Below are 23083 nucleotides of genomic sequence, written 5' to 3' on the forward strand. Positions count from 1 at the left end.
ATGACGCACCCAGCGGAAGGCACCGCCCCTGCGAGCCCCGGCGCGCACCCCTCCGGCGCGGGCGGGTCGTACCAACCCGGCCTGACGACGGCCGAGGTCGCGGAGCGGATCGCCCGCGGGCAGGTCAACGACGTGCCGGCGCGCTCCAGCCGCTCGGTGCGGGAGATCGTCCGGGCCAATGTGTTCACCCGGTTCAACGCGATCATCGGCGTGATGTTCGGCATCATCCTGGTGGCCGGACCGATCCAGGACGGCCTGTTCGGCCTGGTCATCGTCGCCAACACGGCGATCGGCATCGTGCAGGAGCTGCGCGCCAAGAAGACCCTGGACAGCCTGGCGCTGATCGGCGAGGCCCGCCCGCAGGTGCGGCGCGACGGCGCGGCCGTCCAGGTCGCCACCGGCGAGATCGTGCTGGACGACACCGTGCTGCTCGGCATCGGCGACAAGGTCGTGGTGGACGGCACGGTCACCGAGGCGGACGGCCTGGAGATCGACGAGTCGCTGCTGACCGGCGAGCCGGACCCGGTGCACAAGCACCCGGGCGACCACGTGATGTCGGGCTCGTTCGTGGTGGCCGGCGCGGGCGCGTTCACCGCGACCAAGGTCGGCCGGGAGGCGTACGCCGCCAAGCTCGCCGAGGAGGCCAGCAAGTTCACGCTGGTCAAGTCGGAGCTGCGCACCGGCATCGACCAGATCCTGCGGATCATCACGTACCTGCTGATCCCGACCGCGCTGGGCCTGATCGTCAGCCAGCTCGCGGTGCAGCGCCACGACTGGCAGGAGGCCGTCCGGCGGATGGTGGCCGGCATCGTGCCGATGGTCCCGGAGGGCCTGGTGCTGCTGACCTCGGTGGCCTTCGCGATCGGCGTGATCCGGCTGGGCCGCAAGCAGTGCCTGGTGCAGGAGCTGCCCGCGATCGAGGGCCTGGCCCGGGTCGACACGGTCTGCCTGGACAAGACCGGCACCCTCACCGAGGGCGGCATGGACCTGATCGACCTGCGCCCGATCGGTGCCGCGGACAAGGCCCGCCTCGCCGAGGCACTCGGCGCGATCGGCGCGGCCGACACCCGGCCGAACCCGAGCATGCAGGCCGTCATCGAGGCGTACGGGCCGCCGGAGGAGGGCCGCTGGCGGGTGCTGGAGGCGATCCCGTTCTCCTCGGCCCGCAAGTGGAGCGGCGTGCAGCTGCTGGAGCCGGGCGGCGGCGAGGGCAGCTGGCTGCTGGGCGCCCCCGACGTCCTGCTGCCGGCCGGGCACCCGGCGCTGGCCGAGGTCGACGAGCTCGGCGCGAAGGGCCTGCGGGTGCTGCTGCTGGGCCGCAGCCCGCTGCCGCTGGACGACCCCGACCCGGCGGCGCAGCTGGAACCGCTCGCCCTGCTGGTGCTCCAGCAGCGGGTGCGCGAGGACGCCGCCGACACGCTGCGCTACTTCCGCTCGCAGGACGTCCGGGCGAAGGTGATCTCCGGCGACAGCGCGGTGTCGGTCGGCGCGGTCGCCGCCCACCTGGGCCTGCCCGGCGCGGAGACCGCGACCGACGCCCGCAAGCTGCCCGCCGACCCCGAGCAGCTGGCCGAGGTCGCCGATCGCACCGCGGTGTTCGGCCGGGTCACCCCGCAGCAGAAGCGGGCGCTGGTCGGTGCCCTGCAGTCGAAGGGCCACACGGTGGCGATGACCGGCGACGGCGTGAACGACGTGCTGGCGCTGAAGGACGCGGACATCGGCGTGGCGATGGGCACCGGCTCGGACGCCACCCGGGCGGTCGCACAGATCGTGCTGCTGGACGACCGGTTCGCCACCCTGCCGTCGGTGGTCGCCGAGGGCCGCCGGGTGATCGGCAACATCGAGCGGGTGGCCGGGCTGTTCCTGGTGAAGACCGTCTACTCGGTGCTGCTGGCCCTGCTGGTGGTGTTCACCCAGGTCCCGTACCCGTTCCTGCCCCGCCACTCGACGGTGCTGTCCTCGCTGACCATCGGCATCCCGGCGTTCTTCCTGGCTCTGGCGCCGAACAACGAGCGGGCCCGGACCGGCTTCGTGCGGCGGGTGCTGCGCCTCGCGGTCCCGGGCGGCCTGATCTGCGGCACCGCCACCTTCGTCGCCTACGCGCTGGCCCGCGCCGACCACGCCACGGAGCTGAAGGCGGACACCTCGGTCGCCACCCTGACGCTGTTCATCTCCGCGATCTGGGTGCTGGCGATCGTCGCCCGCCCGTACACCTGGTGGCGGCTGCTGCTGATCGGCGCCATGTCCGGCGCGTTCGCGCTGGTGCTGGTGGTGCCGTGGCTGTCCGACTTCTTCCAGCTCCAGCTGGTCGGCTGGCGCGACCCGCTGATCGGCGTGGCGATCGCGGGCGTCGCCGGGTGCCTGCTGGAGATCACCTCGCGGGTGTTCGTGGAACGGAAGGAGGCCCACCCGGCGTAGGCCTCCCTCCCGCTCGGCGTCACTCGTAGTCGCGCGCCGCCAGCAGCTCGTAGGCCCGGTCGGGTTCGGTGAGCGCGGCGAGGATCTCGAACCGGCGGTGCCACTGCTGGACGGACCAGGCGAGGCCGGCGGCCAGGCCCTCGGGGGTCGAGGCGTGCAGCAGGCCGGGCACCGGCGGGACCTCGAACTCGTCGGCCTCGTCGGCCTCGTCCATGTCCTCGGGGTCGTAGGGCAGTTCGGGCGCGGTGGCGGCCGGGTCCCAGCGCCAGTCCACCCGGGCGTCCTCGCCGTCGGGGCCGACGACCAGCAGTTCCTCGTGCTCCTCGTACACGACCGGGCAGCCGGGGAGCAGCTCGCGGACCACGGCGGGAGTCCGGTGCAGGGTGCCCTCGGAGAGCACCCGGCCGCCGGCCACCTCGCTGGCCAGCGAGACGTGCAGCCGCTCCGCCAGGGCGGGGGCGAGCGCAGGGTGGACCGGCAGCACCGGGTGGTCGTGCAGCAGCTCGACCAGGTCGGGGGCGTCGGCGACGACCGCGGCGGTGGCGTCGACGATCACCGTGCGATCGTCCCGGCGTCCGGTGCCGTCGTCCAGCGGGGCCAGCGCCCGCACCACGTCCAGGGCCTCCACCCGCTCGGCCGGGAGCGCGGCCAACGCGCTGTAGATGCCGTGCAGTTGGCGGTGGGTGACCTCGGACAGCGGGTCGGTGAGGCGGTCGATCAGCTCCTCGGGGCCGTGCGGTTCGGCGAGCAGCGCGGCCAGCGTGGTGCGCACCCCGAGCGCGTGCAGGAACTGCGGGTCCAGATTCGTCCGGGCCTCGTCGTACAGACCGCGCAGCAGCGGGTCGGCGCCGGCCGCGCGCAGGCCGGCGGGCTCCCGGCCGTCCAGCACGGGGTGGTCGCGCAGCCACCAGGCGGTGTACGGCGGCAGGTCGGTGTAGGTGCCGTCGGGCAGCAGGGTGCGCACCGGCGTCACCACGGCGTCCCGGTACGGCGGTTGGGCGAGCAGCGCGAGCGCCTCGGGCCAGGCGTCGTCGGCGACCAGGTCGAGGTCGCGGACGGCGAGCAGTTCGGCGGCCACCGGCGGGACGCCCAACTCCCCGGCGTCGTCGGCGTGCAGGGCCTCCAGGGCGTCCTCGCACCAGTCGGCGAGGCCGTCGGGCGCCTCGTCGATCAGGCCGGTGGGGGCGCCGCCGGCCGCGCGGTCGGCGGGGGCGGTGGGGTCGAGGCGCTCCAGGTCGTCGGGGTCGAGCACGACGTCCTCGGCGCGCACCAGGGTGAACGCGGTGAGCACCCCGGCCGCGGCCAGCACCTCCGGGCCCCAGCGCTCCAGCAGGTCCTCGTCCACGAACGCGGCCTCGTCCTCGCCCGCGAGGTGCGCCAACGGGCTTTCGGGAAGCAGCAGTTCGCCCGCGCGGGCGAGTTCGCCCTCGTCGTCGGGCAGCGCCAGCCGGGCCAGCCACGGGTACTCGCCCGGGGCCGGCGCGGCCGCCTTCACCACCGCCAGGACGGCGTCCGCGAGATCCACCGCGGCGTCGTAGTCGTCCTCGCCGAGTTCCAGCGAACGAGCAACCGCGGCGCGCAGTTCGGGGGTCTCCAGCAGGCCGGCGGGGGTGGCGGTGGCGGCGCCGAGCTTGGCCAGCAGCGGGTGCGCGGCCTCGGGGTGCGCGAGGCGCAGGTCGAGCAGGTCCAGGGCATCGGCCAGCGACTCGGGGTAGCCCTCGAAGCCGGCCCAGTCGGCGGCGTCGGACGGCAGCAGCACCCGGCGCGGGCCCGTCACCGTGCGGCCGTCGGCCAGCGGGACGGGCAGCGCGCCGAGCGCCTCCGGGTCGGCCCCGGCCAGTGCCGCGTACAGGCCCCGCCACCACGCGGGGTCGCGCTCCAGGCCGCCCAGCTGGTCGACCACCTCGGCCAGCGGGACCCGGCGCACCCGCAGCGTGCGCAGCTCGGTACGGCGCTCCAGACCGGCCGGCAGCAGGCCGGGGAAGATCGGGGCGAGCGCCTCCACCACCGAGTGGTCGGCACCCTCCAGTACCAGCGCGTCACGCGGGCGCAGCGCGGGGGTGCCCTCCTCGGTGCCGCGCGGGTGCGGCAGGAACGGCGTGCCGGGCAGGCGGTCCAGGATCGCGGTGCGCAGCGCGTTGTCGAGCGCACTCCCGCCGAGCGGGGACGGCACCAGGTCCAGCGAGTGCGCGTCGGCACCGCGGGCGCGCAGCAGCTCGGCATAGGCCTCGGCGGCGCGCTCGACCAGGAAGTCGGTCAGGGCGCCGGCCGCGACGTGCCGACGGGTCGGGTCCAGCGGGAACGAGGCGATCAGCAGCGCGGGCACCCCGAGCGGCTCGTCACTCGGCGTCGGGGCGTGCACCACGGCGGCAGTACCCGGCCGCTGCGGCCGGCCCTCCCCGTCCACCGGCACGGCCCAGGTCAGCGTCCACTGCGGCCGGGCCCGCTCCTCGGTGGTGCGATCGGCCAGCAACTCCGCCGACGCCGTGCCGGACGCGCTGACGATCTGCCAGCCGGTGCTGCGCTCCCCGTCGGTGACGGTGACGGTCGGCAACTGCTCCGGCCGCGGCGCCCGCTCGCTACGGGTCAGCGTGCGCACGCCCTCGGTGGTCTCCACCACCACCTCGGCCAGACCTGGCAGCGTCAGCAGCAACGCGTCGTCGATCGCCGCCAGCAGCCGACCCGTCAGGTCCTCGGCGGCACTGTCCCGCAGCGGCAGCACCACCACGGTGTCATAGCCCTCCGGGGCCTGCCCCTGCGCCGGGAACGGCAGCCGCAACAGCGGCACATGCCCCTCCCGGCGCGTCAACTCCTCGGCCAGCTCCGGCCGTTCCTCGACCAGCGCCCGAGCCTCGCCGAGCGACCACCGCACCCCACCGGGGTGGCTCAGCACCGCCGGCTCGTCACTGACGGCCAGCACCGCGGCGAAACCCACCCCGAAACGGCCCACCACCGGCTGCTCGTCCCCGCGCTTCGCGGACGCCCGCAACGTCGACAGCGACTCCACCGCCGCGGCATCCAACGGCGCACCCGTATTGGCCGCCGCCAGCACCCCGTCCCGCAAGGTCAGCCGAAGGCGCCCCGCGACACCCGCACGGGCCGCCGCATCGGCGGCGTTCTGCGCGAGCTCGACGATCAGCCGGTCCCGGTACCCACCGAGCGCGAGCTCCTCCTCGGCATTCGCGTCCTCCCGGAATCTGGCCGGCGCGGCCGTCCACGCAGCCAGCACGGTGTGCCGCAGCCGAGCCGTGTCGAACACATCCGGCCCCTCGGGGGACGCCGCACTGCCGATGATCCGAGACTCCACGTGCCGAGCCGCCCTTCGCGTGGTCTGCGTACGAGTCGGCATTCTGCCAGGGGCCAATGACGGCAAGAGCCACAACCAGGGAGCACCACCAAGGGCGCGGGGAACTGCGCGAAGCGGAAGGCGCCCCACCGCAAGATCGCGACGCAGGACAACGACCTGCACTTGCTCGCGACCTCACGGACGGGCCTGCGCCTGTCGCGCAGTTCTCCCCCAGCCCTGGCGGGCCGGGAGGTACCCCCACGCGCCCCCGGTCTCGCGCCCGCCCGCTTTCGCGCCCAGCCCCTACGAGTGCCCGAGCTCCTCCGCGGGAGCGTCCGGCTCGACGGAGCCCGAGTCGCGGTCCGGGTGGATGTGCAGTGGTTCGACCACCGTCTCGTCGAGGATCAGCTCGGAGGGCACCGGCGGAGCCGGCAGCACCGCGGCCTCGGAGTGCGCCCCGCAGCCGTACGCGAGCGAGACGACCTGCCCGTCGGCGGGGCTGAACTCGTTGCCGCAGACCCCGAAGGCCTGCCCGAGCGAGCCCCCGATCGGGATCAGGAAGCCGCAGGTGCTGCAGGAGGCCGGCGCGGACTGCGCCATCGGTGTCTGCGGCCCGAACGCGGTCTCCCAGCGTTCGGCGGCCTGGTGCAGGCCCATCCGGGAGAGCACGCGGGGGCGGCCCAGGCCCAGCTCGTCGGCCACGGCACCGATCTCGGCGCGGGCCGGCGGCGGCTGGATCCCGGCCTCGGTGATCACCAGGTCTTCCTCGGCGGCTTCGACCAGCGCCGAGTTGGGGGCGGGCTCGTCCTCGCCGGTCCAGCCGGGTTCGAGGCGCAGGTCGTCCGCGCCGGTGGGCAGCAGGTCGCCGGGGCCGAGGTCGCCGGGCAGCAGGCGCTCGCTCCACGGCACCCACTGGGGGGCGAGGACGGCGTCGGGGCCGGGCAGCAGGGCGATCTCGTCGAGGGTGACGTTCTTGGCGCGCGGGGCGCGGGCCACGGTCACCGCCCAGTGCCAGCCCCGGTAGGCGGGGTCGAGGCACTCGAAGGTGTGGGTGACCAGGCGCTCGGCGTCCGCGTTGGCCTTCAGGTGGGAGCCGACGACGGACTGTCCGACGCTCTCCACGGCTGCCTGGCGGGCGAGATCGACGGCCTCGGCACAGAGCCGGTCAGGGGTACGGCTTCGCATCGCAGCACTCACGGCGTCGGTTCTCTCCCAGTCCTGTCATCCTGCGGTCTGTCCCGAGACGGCCCCCGCATGGGCGGGCTCGCGCCGGTTGCCGCTGCCACGTCGCCAGAGCAACCCCCGCTGACGCGGGACCGATCCATTCTGCTCGACCGGGGACCGCTCCGTGGCCGGGCCGCGCCGCCCCGGTCGGCCACCCCCTGCGCAGGCCGGGCAGGCGCGTAGTGCAGGCTACCCGCCGGTCGGCGGTGGAGCACAGTCCGGGGCCGTGGCCGCGGGCGCGCCGTGCCGCGGGCAATCACTCGTACGGCGTGTGTTTGTCGGGCAGGATGGGCTTGTGGCGGAGGAGAACCCGCCGCAGCACGGACTGCGCCCCGGGCAGGACGAGAACCGGCCGGAGCCGTCGAACGCGCCGCGGCAGCATCCCGTAGCCCCCGGCGAGCCGGAGGCGGACGAGCCGCGCCCGACCGCCCATCAGGACGGGCCGGAGCCGCCGACGGTGAAGCCGCGCGGCGTGTGGGCGCGGGGCGCGTCGGCGGCGGGGGTGCGCACGGGGCGGGTGGTGCAGGGCACGGGGCGGCGGATCCGGCGGGCGACGTCCGCGGAGGGCGCGGGCGAGTCGGGCCTGGCGAAGCTGATCGAGCTGCACGCGCTGAATTCGTTCGGCGACATGCTGATCACGGTGGCGCTGGCGTCGACCATCTTCTTCTCGGTGCCGACCGGTGAGGCCCGCGGCCGGGTGGCGCTCTACCTGGTGATCACGATGGCGCCGTTCGCGGTGCTGGCCCCGGTGATCGGGCCGCTGCTGGACCGGCTGCCGAACGGCCGGCGTTCCGCGATGGCGATGGCGATGCTGGCCCGGGCGGTGCTGGCCTGGGTGATGGCGGGTCTGGTGCCCGGCGGCGGGCTGGCCCTGTATCCGGCGGCGCTGGGTGTGCTGGTGGCGTCGAAGGCGTACGGGGTGGTGCGCAGCGTGGTGGTACCGCGGCTGCTGCCGGCCCAGTTGTCGTTGGTGAAGGCGAACTCGCGGGTCACGCTGGCGGGCCTGGTGGCGACGCTGGTGGCGGGCGGGGTGGGCGGGTTGCTGCACCTGATCGGGCCGGACTGGCCGCTGCGCGGGGCGTTCGTGGTGTTCGTGATCGGCACCCTGATGGCCTTTCATCTGCCGCACCAGGTGGACTCGGCGAAGGGCGAGCAGCGGGCGGAGCTGCTCGCGGAGCCGTCCGAGCCGCGCCCGAAGGGGGTGCTGCGGGCGGTCGGGCCGTCGGTGATCATGGCGTTGCGCGGGGTGGCGGGGCTGCGCTGGCTGGTCGGGTTCCTGGTGATGTTCCTGGCGTTCCTGATCCGCAAGAACCCGCCGGGCGGGCTGCCGGAGACGGTGGCGCTGGGCATTGTCGCGGCGGCGGCGGGCCTGGGCAACGCGCTGGGGTCGGTGCTGGGTTCGTGGCTGCGCACCCGCGGCTCCGAGCTGACGGTGACGGTGATGCTGCTGCTGGCGACGCTGGCGGCGGGCGCGGCGGCGCTCTGGTACGGCATCGTGACGGTGGCGGTGGTGGCGGCGACGGCGGGCATGGCGGCGTCGCTGGCGAAGCTGGCGCTGGACGCGCTGATCCAGCGGGACGTGCCGGAGGCGGTGCGCACCTCGGCGTTCGCCCGCTCGGAGACGGCGCTTCAACTGAGCTGGGTGGTGGGCGGCGTGGTGGGCATCTCGCTGCCGTTGAACGCGGTGCTGGGGCTGTCGCTGGCGGCGGGGGTGACGGCGCTGATGCTGGTGTGGACGTTCCGGTCGCTGCTGCGGATCGGGCCGCGCCGGTCGGCGGCGCGTCCGCGCGTGGCGTAACCTCGCGCGACTCGGCCACCCCGCTGTCATGTGATCACCGAAGGCGAGTAGCCTCTTGCGCATGAGCCTCAGCACCAGCGTCACCGCCGGACTTGCAGCCGCCACCGTCGTCGGTGCCGGCCTCGTCGGTTTCGGCGTCTTCCAGGCCGTGGACAACGGCAAGCCGCCCAAGAACGAGGCCACGCTGGTCGTCGGCACCTCGTCGGTCCAGGCGGAACCGACCTGCTTCAACGGCGGCAAGGCGATCTCCGACTCCGAGCTCGCCAAGTGCGCCCAGCAGGCCTCGAAGGACTCCGAGCAGAAGAAGCTCACCAACCTGGACGTGCGTGCGAGCGACCGGGTCGGCGTCGGTGTGCCGAAGGACCTGGCGGACAAGGGCTGGTACGCGTTCACCGGCTCGGGCCAGAACCGGACGCCGATCATCACCGGCGCCACCGGCCTGACCTACTCGGGTTCGGTGTCGGCCTCCGGTCTGATGACCAGTGACGACGTGACCATGGTGACGGTCGCGGCGGTCGACAAGGACACCAACGAGTACTACGCGGTGTGGTTCTTCAACCTGAACAACCAGAAGAGCTGACTTACCGGTCGATGACCGCTGAGCGCGACGACGAGCAGTCCGGCCCCGCCGCCGGACTGCTCGTCGTCGTTGCCGTGCCCGCGGAGGCCGAGGCGGTCCGCCGGGGTCTGGGCGAGGACGCGCCGGTCGAGGTGCTGGCGGCGGGTGTCGGCCCGGCCGCCGCGGCGGCCGGTACGGCGGTGGCGCTGGCCCGCGGCCGGTTCCGGCTGGTGCTGTCGGCGGGCATCGCGGGCGGTTTCGCGCCCGCCGCGCCGATCGGGTCGCTGGTGGTGGCGGACGCCCTGGTGGCGGCCGACCTGGGCGCCGAGACCCCGGAGGGCTTCGCCGACGTCACCGAGCTGGGCTTCGGCACGGTGCGGCACGAGGTTCCGGGCGGCGTGGTGGAGCTGCTCGCGGCGGCCAGCGGCGGGGCGGTCGGCGAGGTGCTGACGGTCTCCACGGTGACGGGTTCGGCCTCGCGCGCCGCGCAGCTGAGGGCGCGTCACCCGCAGGCGCTGGCCGAGGCCATGGAGGGGTTCGGGGTGGCCGAGGCGGCCGCCCGTTTCGGGCTCGCGGCGGGGGAGCTGCGGGCCGTGTCCAACACCGTCGGGCCGCGCGACCGTGCGGCGTGGCGGATCGGTGAGGCGCTGGCTGCCCTGGAGCGGGCCTTCGCGGCGCTGCCGGTGTCCCGCCTGCTCCAGGAGGTCTGACCGATGGCCGAGCCGCTGAGTGTCGCCTACTCGCCCTGCCCGAACGACACTTTCGTCTTCCACGCCTGGGCGCACGGCCGGGTCGCGGGCGCGGACGCGCCCGAGGTGCGGTTCGCGGACATCGACATCACCAACGGGCTGGCCGAGCGCGGCGAACTGGACGTCCTGAAGATCTCCTACGGCCAACTGCCGTGGGTACTGGACGAGTACGCGCTGCTGCCGTGCGGCGGGGCGCTCGGCCGGGGCTGCGGACCGCTGGTGCTGACCGCCGGGCCCATCGACGCGGCCGGGCTGGCCGGGAAGCGGGTGGCGGTGCCGAGCGAGCGCTCGACCGCGTACCTGCTGTTCCGGCTGTGGGCGGCCGAGGCGGTACCGGGCGGGTTCGGCGAGATCGTGGTGCTGCCGTTCCACGAGATCATGCCGGCCGTACGGGACGGCCGGGTGGACGCCGGCCTGGTGATCCACGAGGCCCGGTTCACGTACCAGCAGTACGGGCTGCACTGCCTGGCCGACATGGGTGAGGCCTGGGAGGCGGCGACCGGGCTGCCGATCCCGTTGGGCGCGATCGTGGCCCGGCGCTCGCTGGGCGCGGAACGGCTGCGCGAACTCGCCGCCACCGTGCGCTCCTCGGTGCGGCAGGCCTGGGCGGACCCGGCGGCCTCCCGGGAGTACGTGCTGGCGCACGCCCAGGAGATGGACCCGGCCGTCGCCGAGCAGCACATCGGGCTGTACGTCAACGAGTTCACCGCCGACCTCGGCGAGGACGGCTACGCGGCGGTGCGCGGCCTGCTCACCCGGGCCGCCGAACAGGGACTCGTCCCCGCCGTCGACCCGGGCGCGCTGGCCTTCCCCTGACGGGGAGTGCGGCCGCTCAGACGTCGAACTGGTCGGCGATCGCGCGCAGCACCATGGCGATCTTCTGCCCCTCCGGCTTGCTCGGGTAGCGGCCGCGCTGGAGGCCCGGCAGCACGCTGTCCAGCTTGGTGATCAGATCCTGCACGATCGGGGCCATGTCGTCGGCGCTCTTGCGCTGGTTCACGGCCACCGACGGCAGCGCGTCCAGCAGCGTCACACTCATCGCCTGGTCGCCGCGGTGGCCCGCGGCGATGCCGAACTCCACGCGCTGCCCCGGCCTCAGGGTGGTGACGCCCGCGGGCAGCGCCTTGGTGTGGACGAAGACCTCGCCGCCGTCGTCGCGCGACAGGAAGCCGTAGCCCTTCGTCTCGTTGAACCACTTGACCTGGCCGGTGGGCATCTCGAAAAGTCCTCGGTGTCGGGTGCGAGCGACCTCGTCGGGTCGCGGATGGATGTACGGCTCGGCTGCCAGAACGGGCCGCCGGGGCCACTCAGTGCGGCAATGATCCCTCAGCGTGCGCCTCAGCGGCGACGGGATTCCGGACCGGGGTGCGGCCGTGCCTCGCGCCTGTCGCGCCCTCCATCGGTCCACACCCCCCATCGGGCTCCGGGCGGGCATCCGGGACCTGTCCCGATGGACCAGCCGCTGGTCCGCCCGCGCGATGGCTGCATACCCGGCCCCGACGAGGGTCGAAACTCTTTGCGCGCACCGAGTTGCGCGCTGTGACGCCGGGCCGGTCAGACGGGGTCGGTCAGGTGCCCGCCGAGCCAGCCGAGCGAGGCCGGGAGCATCCGCGACCAGGTGTTGAAGTTGTGCCCGCCGGTGTCCAGGGTGATCGCGTTGACGGTGGTCGCGGTGCCCTTGGCGGCGGCCCGGAACCGCTCCGTCTCGGAGAAGTAGTCGCCGTCACCCTCGCGGCTGCCGCCGACCAGCAGCGCGGTGCCCGGCGCCGGCAGGTGTGCCAGGCGCCAGTTCAGGTCGGCCTCCTCGCGGCGCTGCTGGTCGCCACCGAACAGGTCGCCGGTGGTCGGGTCCTCGGCCGCCTTGTAGTAGCCGGACAGCGACACCGCCGCGGAGAACACGTCCGGGTGCCGCATCGCCAGCTTCAGCGCGCAGTACCCACCGGTGGAGTTGCCGATCACCCCCAGGCTGCCGGGGCCCTCCGCGATCCGGTACGAGGAACGCAGCGCGGCCGGCACGTCGGCGCTGAAGTAGCGGTCGGACTGCGGGCCGCCCGGCACGTCCTCGCACTCGGTGTCGCGGGGCATCGCCGGGGACGGACGCATCAGCACCAGGACCGTCGGCTTGGCCTTGCCCTCGGTGCTGAGCTTCAGCTGCACCGCCGGGTAGTTCAGCTTGGTGATCAGGTTCTTGGCGTCGCCGGGGAAGCCGGTGATGGCGATCGCCGCCGGGAAGTGCTTGTCCTGGAAGGCGGGCTGGAAGTACTGCGGCGGCAGGTACACATAGCCCTCGGTGGACAGGCCGGTGGCCGCGCCGGGCAGCCGGACCTTCTCCAGCCGGCCGACCTGCGCCGGGTCGCGGCCCAGCGCGCCGGTGTCGCGGACGTTCTCCGAGCTGATCTTCTCCACACCCTTGGTGCGGCCGAGCAACTGGTTCTGGATGGTCACCGGACCTTCGTCGTTGGTGCCCAGCAGGTCGGCCCAGCTGCTGTAGAAGGCGAAGTAGTTGTTGGCCACCAGACCCAGCGTGCACATCACGGCAAGCTGAGTGCCGAGGATGGTGGCCAGCCGGCCCAGCACCGCCTTCCAGCTCTGCCTGGCCAGCCGGGGCCACAGCCAGACGGTGCCCGCGACCATCAGCGCGGAGAAAAGTGCCGACAGCGCAAGCACTTTGTGACTGGTCAGACCCATATCCCCGCGCGACCTCACTCCCCGCCGTTTTCCCCCGAAGGATCAGGATGCCTGAGAGTTTCCTGGGAACCCTGAGCGTTCAGGTGGAGCGCGAACCGCCGCGCCCCCGCCGATCGGCGGGGGGCGTACGTGGGAAACTGGCACAAAGACCGCACGAAGGAGTGCAGAAGTGGCCCGTCAGTCCCGCGATGCCGGTGACACCCTGGTCCGCGTCGGCGGAGTGGTGTTCATCCTCGGCACGCTCGCCGTCATCGCGACCTTCGTGCCGTACGTCCTCGACCTGCCGCGCCTGCCGTCCATCGCCTGGGGGCTGTCCATGCTGATGCCGCTCGGGCTGCTGGTGACGCTGGTCGGACTGTTCGCCACCGCCCGCGCCGAGTCCCGCCGGCGGCGCGCCGCCCGGGAGGCCGCGGCCGCACGCTGACCCGCCGCCCGGGAGGCCGCGGCCGCCCGGTGACCCGCCGTCAGGCCAGGTGTGCGGACAGCCAGTCGGGGAACTCGGTGAGGTCGCGCAGCACCACGTCCGCGCCCGCCGCGGCCAGTTCGGCGGCGCTGTACGGGCCGGTGGCCACGCCCACCGCGACGGCCTCGGCGGCCCGGGCACCCCGGATGTCGCCCAGGTGATCGCCGACGTAGACGTTCGCGCCGTGCGCGCGCAGCGCCTCGCCCTTGCCCTCCGCCCACAGATCGCCGAGCAGCACGTCCACCTCCAGCCCGATGCCGTCCAGGTGCCGGCGCGCGTTCGGCTCCCACTTGCCGGTGATCACCAGCACCCGGCCGCCGACCGCCCGCACCGCCGCGACCGCCGCCAGCGCGCCGGGCAGCTCCAGCGAGCCGGGCACCGCGTGCTCCACGTACAGCTCCCGGTAGCGGTCCACCATCGCGTCCAGCTGCTCCGGCGGGAACCAGTGCGCCAGCTCCTGCGCCAGCGGCGGCCCCAGCCGGCTCACCGCCAGCCCGGAGTCGATGAAGGTGCCGGTCTCGGCGGAGAGCACGTCGTAGGTGTCCTTGATGCCCGGGCGGGTGTCGAGGAGTGTCATGTCGAGGTCGAAGCCGACGGTCAGAGCCATGCGATCCAGCCTAACCAGCCACGATTTCCCCCCGGAAAAGCCGGACGAGCAGCCACAATATGGACATACCGCTGAAGTCCGACCCGTGCCGCCGGAGGTCCCTGGTGCCGCCCCCGTTCTCCCGCCGCGCCGCCCTCGCCGGGCTCGGCGCCGCCCTGCTCACCGGCTGCGGCCCGCATCCGGCGCCCGCCGGGCCGCCGCCGCAGACCGCCGACGGCTCGGCGCCGCCCTCGCCCACGCCCAGCCCGACGCCCAGCCCGACGCCGAGCGTCACCGTCAACGGCGCGGACGGGGCAGTCACCGTCCCCGGCGGGGCGACCCGGGTGATCGCCCTGGACACCGCCGAACTGGACTCCGCGATCACCCTCGGCATCCCGCCCGTCGGCGCCGCCAAGTCCCCGCTCGACCCCGGCCTGCCCGACTACTGGCCGGCCTCCTGGCTGGCCCGGATCACCGTGGTCGGCGACATCGGCGGCCCGCCCGTCCCGGCGGCCATCGCCCGCCTGCGCCCGCAGCTGATCCTCTCCAACCGCACCCGCGACGCCGCCCACCTGGACACCCTGCGCGGCCTCGCCCCGACCGTGCTCACCCAGACCACCGGCGCGCCCTGGAAGGAGAACTTCCAACTGCACGCCGCCGCCCTCTACCGCCACGAACAGGCCGCCGCCGTGGTCGGCGCCTACGCCCGCCACCTCGACCAGGCCACCAGGGCGATCGCCTCCGCCGGCCTCGCCGGGCAGCGCATCAGCCTGGTCCGGTTCGTCGAGGACTCCCCCACCGTCCACCTGTACGCCCGGCAGAACTTCCCCGGCAGCGTCCTCACCGACCTCGGTCTGCCCCGGCCCGACCCGCAGAACACCGACCAGTTCGCCCTCGAAACCACCCCCGACCAGCTCTCCCACGCCGACGGCGACCTCCTGCTCTACTCCGGCCACGGCCACCCCGACCGCAACGGCCTCAACGCCACCCTCGCCTCCCCCGCCTGGCAGTCCCTCGGCGCCGTCCGCGCCCACCGGGCCTTCCCCGTCAACGACCAGCTCTGGTTCCAGGGCATCGGCTACACCGGCGCGCACTTCCTGATCGCCGAACTCCTCCACCTGCTCGGCGCCAGCTGAGACGGCCCGCCGGTACGACACACCGCCGGGGAACCGGACGCCGACGGATCACCGCGCAGGACTCCCCGACGGTCGGCCCACCGAGTGGGGCCCGGAACCCGGCCGCGGCAACCCTCGACGGCACGCCTCGCGCTACGCCTTGCGCCGGCGCAGCGTCACCGCCAGCAGGAACAGCGCCGTCAGCACCGCCGCCACCCGCAGGACGTCCGGGGCGGCGGCCCAGGTGGCGTGGCCGGCGTCGGTGCCGGGGGACAGCGGGGTGCCCCAACGGCCCTTCTCGCGGCCCCAGTTCCATATCGTCAGACCGGTCACCGTGATCAGCGGGATGCCCAGCACGGCGAACTTCTTCAGCAGGTCGGAGAGTCCGCTCGACAGGTACGCCAGGCCCCAGCCCAGCAGCATCGCCAGCAGCGAACCCGTCACCGCGCCGCCGAGCAGCACCGCCGCGCCGAGCAGCAGCAGTGGCGCGGGCCGCCGGGCCCCGCCGCCGGCCGCCGGGGCGGTGGCGGGTGCGGGCTCCGGAGCAGGAACCGGTTGCGGCTTGCCGAGGAGGAAGCGCAGGGCACGCACCGCCAGGCCCGGGCGCGGCTCGGCCGGGGCCGGCGGCTCGGGTTCGGGCTCCGGCTCCGGTTCGGGCTCGGGCTCGGCCTTCGGCTCCTCCGCCGGCAGGTCGAAGTACACCTCGGTCCAGCCGGGGAACACCGAGGTGACGTCGGCGCGGCCACGCCCCTCCGCCCAGTGCGCGGCCCGGTCCACCTCGTCCTGGGACGGCCCGGCCGGCAGCTCGAACTCGACGGGGGGCGGCACCGGCTTGTCGAACTCGACGCGGCGCTGCGGCGGAGGTGTCACCGGCATCGGCGGCGCCGACGGGACGGCCGCCACCGGCGGCGGCTCGGCCGCCGGCGCGGGCACGTACACGCTGTCCCCGCCGTCCGAGCCGTCCGCCGACCCGCCCTCGCGCCACCACGAGCCGCCCGCCATCGCCCCGCCACCCGCCCTCACGTCGTACATCCCGCCGCATCGAGACGGTACCCACCCGCGGCCGCCCGAAGCGAGCCCCGTCCAGTGGACGCCGACGCCCCGCCGGGCCCGGACCGCCCCGGTTTCGCCGGGAGTTCTTCCGCCGTTCTGGGCCTCGGACGGGGGCGTTGACTAGGCTGGACCGGATGACCGCACCGCAGAGCGCGCCGCGCACCACCCGCGCAAGCGCCCCCCGCACGCTGGCCGAGGAACTCCGCGGCCGGGAGGACGACGCTGTCGCGGCGCTGCTCCGGGCCCGCCCCGACCTGCTGAACCCGGTGCCGACCGACCTCACCCAGCTGTCCGCCCGGCTCTCCAGCCGGGCGTCCGTGCTGCGCGCGCTGGAGCGGCTCGACCGCTTCACCCTGCAGACCGCCGAGGCGCTGGCCGCCGCCCCCGAGGGCGCTTCCGAGACCGTCGTGCGCAACCTGCTGGCCGGGCCGGCCCGGGTCAAGCCGCACCCCGGTGCCGACCCGGTGGACCGCGCAGCCGTCACCGCCGCGCTCCCCGGCGCACTCGCCCGGCTGCGCGAACAGGCCCTGATCTGGGGCCCGGACTCGGCGCTGCGGCTGGTCCTCGCCGTCCGCGAGGCACTCGCCCCGAGCGCCACCAACCCGGGCCGCACCGGTCTCGGCCCGACCCTCGCCGAGGCCACCGTCGGCATGTCGCCCGCCCGCCTCCAGCAGCTGCTGGCCGGCGCCGGACTGCCGCCCACCCCCGACCCGGTCACCGCCGTCGCCGCGCTCACCGCCCTGCTCGGCGACCGCAAGCGCCTGACCGCGCTGCTCGACCAGGCCCCGCCCGCCGCCCTCGGCCTGCTGGAACGCCTGGTCTGGGGGCCGCCCACCGGCACCGTCCCGGACGCCGCCCGGCAGGTCACCGCCGACGACGCGCACAGCCCCGTCGAGTGGCTGCTCGCCCGCGGCCTGCTGCTGCCCTCCAGCCCCACCTCGGTGGTGCTGCCCCGCGAACTCGCCCTGCACCTGCGCGGCGGCCGCACCCACCGCGCCGTCGAACCGGCCCCGCCCGCCGTCGCCCCCGTCGTCACCCGCGACCCCGCACTCGTCGACCGCACCGCCGCCGGACAGGCCGCCACCGCCGTACGGACCCTCGAAGAGCTGCTCGAAGCCTGGGGCCTCACCCCGCCGCCCACCCTGCGGGCCGGCGGCCTCGGCGTCCGCGACCTCAAGCGCGCCGCCGCACTCCTGGAATGCTCCGAGTCCGACGCCGCGTTCTGGCTCGAACTCGCCTACACCGCAGGGCTGTTGGCCCCCGACGGCGAGATCGACGAAGTGTGGGCGCCGACCCCCGCGTACGACCAGTGGCGACAGCAGGACACCGCCGAACGCTGGACCCTGCTCGCCCGGACCTGGCTCACCGCCACCCGGGTCGGCCGCCTGACCGGCACCCCCGACGGCAAGGGCCGGCCGCGCGCCGCCCTCGGCCCCGAACTCGACCGCACCCTCGCCCCGTCCGTCCGCCGCGCCACCCTCACCCGGCTCGCCGAACAGCCCCCCGGCACCGCCGCCGGGGCCGACGCCCTGCTGCCCGCCCTGCGCTGGCACCGCCCGCTGCGCGGCGGCCCCACCGGCCCCGACGGCCGCGACCTGCGCGAGACGCTCACCGACTGGACCCTGCACGAGGCCGAACTGCTCGGCATCACCGGCCGCGGCGCACTCGCCGCCCCCGCCCGCGCCCTGCTCGCCGGCACCGACCCCACCGGCGTCCTCGCCCCGCTGCTGCCCGAACCCCTCGACCACGTCATCCTGCAGCCCGACCTCACGGCGATCGCCCCGGGCCCGCTGCTCACCCCGCTCGCCCAGACACTCGCGCTCTGCGCCGACATCGAGTCCAAGGGCGGCGCGACCGTCTACCGCTTCACCCCCGACAGCATCCGCCGCGCCCTCGACGCCGGACGCACCGCCGCCGACCTGCAGGGCTTCCTCGCCCAGCACTCCCGCACACCCGTCCCGCAGCCGCTCGCCTACCTGATCGACGACATCGCCCGCCGCCACGGCATCCTGCGGGTCGGCGCCGCGTCCTCCTACCTGCGCTGCGACGACCCCCGCCTGCTCGGCGAAGTCCTCGCCGACCGGCGCGCCGCGGAACTGCGCCTACGGCTGCTCGCCCCCACCGTGCTCGCCGCGCAGGCCCCGCCGGACACCCTGCTCACCGTGCTGCGCACCATGGGCTACGCGCCCGCCGCGGAGTCCGCCGAGGGCGACGTGGTGATCACCCGCCCCGACGCCCGCCGCACCCCGCCACGCACCGCCCCCACCCCCGTCCCCGACGGCCCCGCCCGCCCCGACGACACCCTGCTCACCGCCGCCGTCCGCGCCATCCGGGCCGGCGACCGCGCCGCGACCGCCCCCCGCAAGGACGCCGTCGCCGGCCCCGCGAGCGCGGCCGTCCCGCGCACCGCAGCCGCCGATACCCTCGCCTCCCTGCAGACCGCGGTCCTCCTCGGCGAACGCATGTGGATCGGCTACATCAACGCGGAGGGCCTCTCCTCGCAGCGCGTCATCGACCCGGTCAAGGTCGAGGGCGGCTTCGTCACCGCCTACGACCACCTCACCGACGAAGTCCGCACCTTCGCCCTCCACCGCATCACCGGCGTGGCCGAGGTCGACGACTAGGGCCTGTCCGGCCGATCTTGTCGGATCAGCGCGCGGCTCCCCCAGCCCTTGGGGGCTGGGAGGTACCCCCATTTCGCGCCCGGCTGGGCGTGCCGCCGGAACGTCCTCGTACTGGGTGTACTTGGATGTTTCGGCGGTGCGTCCGTGGGGGCACCTCCCAGCCCGCCAGGGCTGGGGGTGGGGGCACCTCCCGGCCCGCCAGGGCTGGGGGCGGATGATCCGGCGTCGCGCGCCCGGCAAGATCGGCCGGACAGGCCCTAGGCAGGCGAGGCGCGTGGGGGTACCTCCACGCCCTGGCGGTACCCCCACGCGCCCCTGGCCGTACTCACTTCTTGGCGTGCTGCTTCGCGTCCTCTTCCGCCTTCTGCTTCTTCGCCTCTTCCATGATCGCGTGCGGGTCCGGCATCTTCGGCTCCACGCCGGTCAGCAGGCCGGTGCCGGTGAAGGCGAGGGTGCCGAGCAGGCCGCCGGGCTGGCCGACGTCGGCGACCTGGTCGAGGGCCGGGGTCTCGCCGGCGGCGCTTGCGGGCGTCGCCCCGAGGGTGGTGGCGAGGGCGGCGCCGGAAAGCGCGAGGCCGGCCAGGAATCGGTTGCGCATGGTCATGGCCTGCCCAACGAGCCGGCCGCGTGGGAGTCACTGTTGCGGGAGGCCGGGCTCCGCTTGGCGATCCGGACGGGCTGTCCCACGGGTCGCGGTTAGACTGCGGAACGGCCGGGGGTGGGAGGGTCCACCCGCGCCGGAACCGGGCCTTCGCCGGCCCCCGACAGGACCGGAGCCGTGACCACTTCCCCCGCTGTGCAGCCCCCCGTCGCCCGTGCGGCGACCGGCCGCGTGTTCGGGGTCCGGCTGACCCGCCGGAGCCGGACGGCCCTGTTCACGCTGCTGAGTTTCGCGGCCTGTCTGGCGCTGGGCGTCCAGCAGTGGACGTCGCTCCAGTTGGGCGGCTTCGACCTCGGGATCTTCGACCAGGGCGTACGCGGCTACGCGCATTTCGGGCTGCCGGTGTCAACGCTGAAGAGCGTGCACCACGAGTTCCCCCCGGACTTTTCCCTGCTGGGCGACCACTTCTCGCCGGTACTGGCACTGCTCGCCCCGCTGTACTGGGTGTGGGACGACCCGCGGATGCTGCTGGTCGGGCAGGCGGCGCTGTTCGCGGCGGGCGTTCCGCTGGTGCGCCGGATCGCGAGCCGGGCGTTCGCGGGTGCCGACGCGCGGGTCCGTACCCGGGTGATGGACGTCGCGGCGCTGGTGTACGGGCTGGGCTGGCCGCTGCTGATCTCCTCACGCAGCGGGTTCCACGAGGTGGGGTTCGCCGTCCCGCTGTTCCTGCTGCTGTTCGAACGGGCGGGGGCGCGGCGTTGGGGCGCGGCGGCGCTCGCGGCGCTGCTGCTGTGCGCGACCAAGGAGGACCTGGGGCTGGCGGTCGGCGCGTTCGGCGCGGTGCTGCTGTGGCGCGAGCGCGGCGGCACGGACCGGTGGGCGAAGGTGCTGGGCTGGGCGTTGCTGGTGGGCGGTCCGCTGGCCAGCGCGGTGGAGATCGCCTACCTGATTCCGGCGATGGGCGGCGCACCCGGCTACTACTGGAACTACGGGCAGCTCGGTGCGGACGGCGGCGAGGCGCTGCGGCACGTGCTCGGCAACCCGTGGCTGCTGGTGGACTCGGCGTTCTCCAGCCCGCTGAAGCCGATGCTGCTCGGCTGGCTGGTGCTCACCACGGCGGCTCTGCCGTTCCGTTCGGCGACCTCGCTGGTCGCGCTGCCGCTGCTCGCGGAACGGATCCTGTCCGACAATCCGAACCACTGGTCGATCGCCCGGCACTACGACGCGTTCCTGTGGCCGATTCTGGTCACCGCCGCGATCGAGACCCTGGGCGTGCTGTGGGCGCGCGGGCAGCACCGGCAGGCCCGCGCGCTGGGCGCCACCGCCGCCGTCCTCTCGCTCACCGCCGCGGCCACCCTCGGTCTCTACCACCTGGCCGTCCCGTACGAGTGGCAGCCGAAGGCCTCGCCGGCGGCGCTGGCCCGGGCGGCGAAGCTGATCCCGGACGGCGCCACCGTGGAGGCCGACAACCAGGTCGCGCCGCGTCTGACCAACCGCACCCACGTGATGCTGGCCGACGGCACCCCGCGCGGCCAGGAGTACGTGATCCTGCGCTACACCCAGCGCGCCTTCCCGTTCCAGAAGGACCCGGACCAGGCCGCCTACCGCACCTTCCTGCTCGCCCACGGCTACCAGGAACTCTTCGACCAGGACGGCGTCACCCTCCTCCGCCACACCGACCCCGCCCCCGTCCCCGGCACCCACCTCCCCGGCCCCGGCTCCACCCCGTACCAGGAGATCATCCCCCCGGACGTCGGCCACAACTTCTTCCTCGGCTGACCGACTCGGGTCCCGGTGCGTCAGACGCCGCGCGCGTCCCGCAGTAAGTCCACCAACTCGTCGACGTTCGTCCACGGATTGGTGCGATGGGCGTCCTCGCTACGTGCCCGAAGTCGGCCGGCACGCTCCCGCGCGTTCATATACCGCTCGTCGCCCGGGCCGCGGAGGCCGACGTAGTCCAAGTGCTTCCGCTGGGCGCTGTAGCCGCACACGCCGGACTTCTCCAGGGCGGTCTGCGCGGCCGCAGTCGTCTGGTAGGACGTCAAGTTGTGGAGGTGCAGCAGGAGCCAGAACTCGAAGCACGGATTGGTCAAGGCCACTTTGACGCCTGCTCGCCGAGCCAGCACGAGTGCCTCGTCAAGTGACGGGTGTGCTTTGGGTGCCTCCACGTCCACCACACACCAGACCTCGTCGTAGGCCGTGTACCGGTCGGCGGCTGTGAACGGGGCCCGGTCCTTGTGGCTGATCGCCGCTCGGACCAGGGACTTCGGCTCGCCATGGTCCGCGCCCAGGCATATTGTCACGGGAAGTGACTTGAGATCGCTCCTGAGCCCCTTGAAGTACATGGACTCCGTGCACTCGCCCTCGCAGTAGATCAGGAACCGGCGCTGCTCGGCACGCGTGCTCTTCCCTCTCTGGAGCGACTTGCCGCGCCTCATGAGTTCCTGCCGGCGACGACGTTTCGCCCGATTTCACCCAGCAACTCGTCGTCCAGGGCCGGAACGGCACCGTATCGCCCGGAAAGATAGCGTTTTTCCAGATTCTCGACGGAATCTCGCACATGGAAGTCCGTCAGCGGGAAAATCTTGGTCGAGAGTGTTTCGTGACCCTTCTCGGTGAACCAGACCTGATCGCGGTAGAGCTCCGTTCGCACGTTCCTCCCCAGCAACGCAGCCTCGTGGGTGCTGAAAATGAGCTGCGCCCCAGTCCGATTCACTTCGGGTGACTGGAACATCCCGACCAGTGCGTCCACGAGGTACGGGTGCAGGCGCGCGTCGAGCTCATCCACGCAGAGGACCGATCCTGTGGACAAGGCACCGAGGACCGGCCCGATCAGCCCGATCCAGGTCTTCGTCCCGCTCGACTCCTCGTTCAGATCCAACGGGAAGACGCCGCCGTCCGCCCGGTGCTCCACACGCACTGTGTGCAGGCCCGGAGACTCGACCCGGACCCGGTCGCCCAAAACGTCCCGCATGACCTGACGGAGCCGTTGGTACTCGTCCATCACGGATTCATCGGGTTCCTCGACCGCCAGTCCGGAGACCCCGAGGTCTGCATACCTCAGCAGCTGCATGACGGGCGACGAACTGTCGTCGCCCGCTTCTTCGAGCAGCAGCCGGACAGTGCTGTCCATCCGCGCTCGGTAGTTTCTGTCGGTTGCCAGTCGCAGACCCGATCGGAACCACCGGAAGATCTCCCCCAGCTGGGCATGGTTCTGGGCAGCAGCGACGGAAAGGTAGAGGCTGTTCGGACGCAACAGCTCGGAGATGATCTTCTTTCGCCCGGTGAGCGAGCGCCCGAACGCGACGGTGCAGTCCGCTTTACGTTCGTACAGACGATTGGCCTTGCGCTCCGGATAGTAGTAGAGCCACTCTTCCAGGATCTTCTCGTCGTCGACGGAGAAGCCGAACTCGTGACGGACCCCGTTCACCACAAAGTCCACGCTGAAGGTCGATGGCCAGGACGCGGTGTCGGGACGCAGGACGAAAGGACGGCGAGGTACGCCGCCTTCTGGGTCCCAGCTCCGGAAGGACGAGAGGACAGCCGAACGCATCCAGCCGATGGCGTCGATGACATTCGACTTGCCCGAAGCATTCGTTCCGTAGATGGCAGCCACCGGAACCACGCGGAGGCCGCCGGCCCCGTCGACGCCACGCTCCGCCCGTTCGGGGTGACGATCCGCCGCGATCAGGGAGAGTTCTTGCTCATCACGCAGTGAAGCATGGTTGGCCACTCGAAACCGCAACAGCACGGCAACCTCCACATGCATCTGGGCATGCTTTGTAGATGCCTCTCACGTCAAAACGTGACGATACAAGCTCTCTGAGTGCATCTCTAGGGGGTTCACCCGTACGCGGACACTCAGTGCTGACAAATACGCCGAATCATCCGTGCGACCGGCCTCGCGCGATGGGGCACA

The 23083-nt window shown here is 73.6% G+C and carries 18 protein-coding genes; 9 read left to right on the forward strand and 9 right to left on the reverse strand.

The window, feature by feature from the left end:
- Positions 1-2418 (forward strand): cation-translocating P-type ATPase, encoded by a 2418-nt coding sequence (locus tag ACZ6R9_RS10000; protein ID WP_465537565.1) that lies wholly within the window; start codon positions 1-3, stop codon positions 2416-2418.
- Between the two features lie 19 nt (positions 2419-2437).
- On the opposite strand, the gene ACZ6R9_RS10005 is transcribed toward ACZ6R9_RS10000, so the two are convergent.
- Both ACZ6R9_RS10005 and ACZ6R9_RS10010 read right to left on the reverse strand, forming a co-directional pair.
- Positions 2438-5725 carry a sacsin N-terminal ATP-binding-like domain-containing protein gene (locus ACZ6R9_RS10005; protein WP_465537567.1) on the reverse strand — a complete coding sequence of 1096 codons (3288 nt, stop codon included), beginning with the start codon at positions 5723-5725 and terminating at the stop codon, positions 2438-2440.
- A gap of 282 nt (positions 5726-6007) precedes the next feature.
- On the reverse strand, positions 6008-6889 hold the full coding sequence (locus ACZ6R9_RS10010) for a DUF3027 domain-containing protein (RefSeq protein WP_380479302.1): 882 nt from the start codon (positions 6887-6889) through the stop codon (positions 6008-6010).
- Between the two features lie 496 nt (positions 6890-7385).
- Between ACZ6R9_RS10010 and ACZ6R9_RS10015 the strand changes: the two genes are divergently transcribed.
- From ACZ6R9_RS10015 to ACZ6R9_RS10030, 4 genes are all read left to right on the forward strand, one after another.
- Positions 7386-8726 carry an MFS transporter gene (locus ACZ6R9_RS10015; RefSeq protein WP_465537714.1) on the forward strand — a complete coding sequence of 447 codons (1341 nt, stop codon included), beginning with the start codon at positions 7386-7388 and terminating at the stop codon, positions 8724-8726.
- A 61-nt stretch (positions 8727-8787) separates the two neighbouring features.
- On the forward strand, positions 8788-9306 hold the full coding sequence (locus ACZ6R9_RS10020; protein ID WP_380479300.1) for a hypothetical protein: 519 nt from the start codon (positions 8788-8790) through the stop codon (positions 9304-9306).
- Positions 9307-9317: 11 nt separating this feature from the next.
- Positions 9318-9995: a futalosine hydrolase gene (locus ACZ6R9_RS10025; RefSeq protein ID WP_465537569.1), complete on the forward strand. Its 678-nt coding sequence runs from the start codon at positions 9318-9320 to the stop codon at positions 9993-9995.
- A gap of 3 nt (positions 9996-9998) precedes the next feature.
- Positions 9999-10850: a 1,4-dihydroxy-6-naphthoate synthase gene (locus ACZ6R9_RS10030; protein ID WP_465537571.1), complete on the forward strand. Its 852-nt coding sequence runs from the start codon at positions 9999-10001 to the stop codon at positions 10848-10850.
- Between the two features lie 16 nt (positions 10851-10866).
- On the opposite strand, the gene ACZ6R9_RS10035 is transcribed toward ACZ6R9_RS10030, so the two are convergent.
- A complete protein-coding gene (locus ACZ6R9_RS10035; RefSeq protein WP_380479292.1) occupies positions 10867-11250 on the reverse strand; it encodes a cold-shock protein in 384 nt (127 codons plus the stop codon).
- 338 nt (positions 11251-11588) lie between these two features.
- Entirely contained in the window at positions 11589-12701 is a 1113-nt protein-coding gene (locus tag ACZ6R9_RS10040) for an alpha/beta hydrolase (RefSeq protein WP_380479289.1), read from the reverse strand.
- A gap of 190 nt (positions 12702-12891) precedes the next feature.
- On the opposite strand from ACZ6R9_RS10040, the gene ACZ6R9_RS10045 reads away from it, so the two are divergent.
- Positions 12892-13146: a hypothetical protein gene (locus tag ACZ6R9_RS10045; protein ID WP_380479287.1), complete on the forward strand. Its 255-nt coding sequence runs from the start codon at positions 12892-12894 to the stop codon at positions 13144-13146.
- A gap of 40 nt (positions 13147-13186) precedes the next feature.
- Here the strand turns inward: ACZ6R9_RS10045 and ACZ6R9_RS10050 are convergent, their stop codons facing one another.
- Positions 13187-13792 (reverse strand): HAD family hydrolase, encoded by a 606-nt coding sequence (locus ACZ6R9_RS10050; RefSeq protein ID WP_465537574.1) that lies wholly within the window; start codon positions 13790-13792, stop codon positions 13187-13189.
- 59 nt (positions 13793-13851) lie between these two features.
- Between ACZ6R9_RS10050 and ACZ6R9_RS10055 the strand changes: the two genes are divergently transcribed.
- Positions 13852-14907, forward strand: coding sequence for an ABC transporter substrate-binding protein (locus tag ACZ6R9_RS10055; protein ID WP_465537576.1), 1056 nt, complete (start codon positions 13852-13854; stop codon positions 14905-14907).
- Between the two features lie 132 nt (positions 14908-15039).
- Here ACZ6R9_RS10055 and ACZ6R9_RS10060 read toward each other — a convergent pair whose 3' ends face one another.
- The gene (locus ACZ6R9_RS10060) at positions 15040-15918 is read right to left on the reverse strand and encodes a hypothetical protein (protein ID WP_465537578.1); all 879 of its coding nucleotides are present in this window, start codon (positions 15916-15918) and stop codon (positions 15040-15042) included.
- Between the two features lie 155 nt (positions 15919-16073).
- Here ACZ6R9_RS10060 and ACZ6R9_RS10065 point away from each other — a divergent pair, with 155 nt between their 5' ends.
- On the forward strand, positions 16074-18563 hold the full coding sequence (locus ACZ6R9_RS10065) for a helicase-associated domain-containing protein (RefSeq protein WP_465537580.1): 2490 nt from the start codon (positions 16074-16076) through the stop codon (positions 18561-18563).
- Positions 18564-18888: 325 nt separating this feature from the next.
- On the opposite strand, the gene ACZ6R9_RS10070 is transcribed toward ACZ6R9_RS10065, so the two are convergent.
- Positions 18889-19161 (reverse strand): hypothetical protein, encoded by a 273-nt coding sequence (locus ACZ6R9_RS10070; RefSeq protein ID WP_380488939.1) that lies wholly within the window; start codon positions 19159-19161, stop codon positions 18889-18891.
- Positions 19162-19341: 180 nt separating this feature from the next.
- Here ACZ6R9_RS10070 and ACZ6R9_RS10075 point away from each other — a divergent pair, with 180 nt between their 5' ends.
- Complete coding sequence (locus ACZ6R9_RS10075; protein WP_465537582.1) at positions 19342-20943, forward strand: DUF2079 domain-containing protein; 1602 nt, start codon at positions 19342-19344, stop codon at positions 20941-20943.
- A 20-nt stretch (positions 20944-20963) separates the two neighbouring features.
- Here the strand turns inward: ACZ6R9_RS10075 and ACZ6R9_RS10080 are convergent, their stop codons facing one another.
- Both ACZ6R9_RS10080 and ACZ6R9_RS10085 read right to left on the reverse strand, forming a co-directional pair.
- The gene (locus ACZ6R9_RS10080) at positions 20964-21602 is read right to left on the reverse strand and encodes an RloB family protein (protein WP_380488941.1); all 639 of its coding nucleotides are present in this window, start codon (positions 21600-21602) and stop codon (positions 20964-20966) included.
- On the reverse strand, positions 21599-22933 hold the full coding sequence (locus ACZ6R9_RS10085; protein ID WP_380488942.1) for an AAA family ATPase: 1335 nt from the start codon (positions 22931-22933) through the stop codon (positions 21599-21601). Before ACZ6R9_RS10085 ends, ACZ6R9_RS10080 begins: the two co-directional genes overlap by 4 nt.
- Positions 22934-23083 lie beyond the last annotated feature (150 nt).

This window comes from Kitasatospora sp. NPDC048662, from assembly GCF_055587065.1.

What these genes read in the sequence shown, in the direction of transcription:
- ACZ6R9_RS10060 (WP_465537578.1), bottom strand. Translation starts at nt 15,918, where the DNA reads ATGTACGACGTGAGGGCGGGTGGCGGGGCGATGGCGGGCGGCTCGTGG.
- ACZ6R9_RS10025 (WP_465537569.1), top strand. Translation starts at nt 9,318, where the DNA reads ATGACCGCTGAGCGCGACGACGAGCAGTCCGGCCCCGCCGCCGGACTG.
- ACZ6R9_RS10070 (WP_380488939.1), bottom strand. Translation starts at nt 19,161, where the DNA reads ATGCGCAACCGATTCCTGGCCGGCCTCGCGCTTTCCGGCGCCGCCCTC.
- ACZ6R9_RS10085 (WP_380488942.1), bottom strand. Translation starts at nt 22,933, where the DNA reads ATGCATGTGGAGGTTGCCGTGCTGTTGCGGTTTCGAGTGGCCAACCAT.
- ACZ6R9_RS10065 (WP_465537580.1), top strand. Translation starts at nt 16,074, where the DNA reads ATGACCGCACCGCAGAGCGCGCCGCGCACCACCCGCGCAAGCGCCCCC.
- ACZ6R9_RS10020 (WP_380479300.1), top strand. Translation starts at nt 8,788, where the DNA reads ATGAGCCTCAGCACCAGCGTCACCGCCGGACTTGCAGCCGCCACCGTC.
- ACZ6R9_RS10035 (WP_380479292.1), bottom strand. Translation starts at nt 11,250, where the DNA reads ATGCCCACCGGCCAGGTCAAGTGGTTCAACGAGACGAAGGGCTACGGC.
- ACZ6R9_RS10055 (WP_465537576.1), top strand. Translation starts at nt 13,852, where the DNA reads ATGGACATACCGCTGAAGTCCGACCCGTGCCGCCGGAGGTCCCTGGTG.
- ACZ6R9_RS10000 (WP_465537565.1), top strand. Translation starts at nt 1, where the DNA reads ATGACGCACCCAGCGGAAGGCACCGCCCCTGCGAGCCCCGGCGCGCAC.
- ACZ6R9_RS10030 (WP_465537571.1), top strand. Translation starts at nt 9,999, where the DNA reads ATGGCCGAGCCGCTGAGTGTCGCCTACTCGCCCTGCCCGAACGACACT.
- ACZ6R9_RS10080 (WP_380488941.1), bottom strand. Translation starts at nt 21,602, where the DNA reads ATGAGGCGCGGCAAGTCGCTCCAGAGAGGGAAGAGCACGCGTGCCGAG.
- ACZ6R9_RS10050 (WP_465537574.1), bottom strand. Translation starts at nt 13,792, where the DNA reads ATGGCTCTGACCGTCGGCTTCGACCTCGACATGACACTCCTCGACACC.
- ACZ6R9_RS10010 (WP_380479302.1), bottom strand. Translation starts at nt 6,889, where the DNA reads ATGCGAAGCCGTACCCCTGACCGGCTCTGTGCCGAGGCCGTCGATCTC.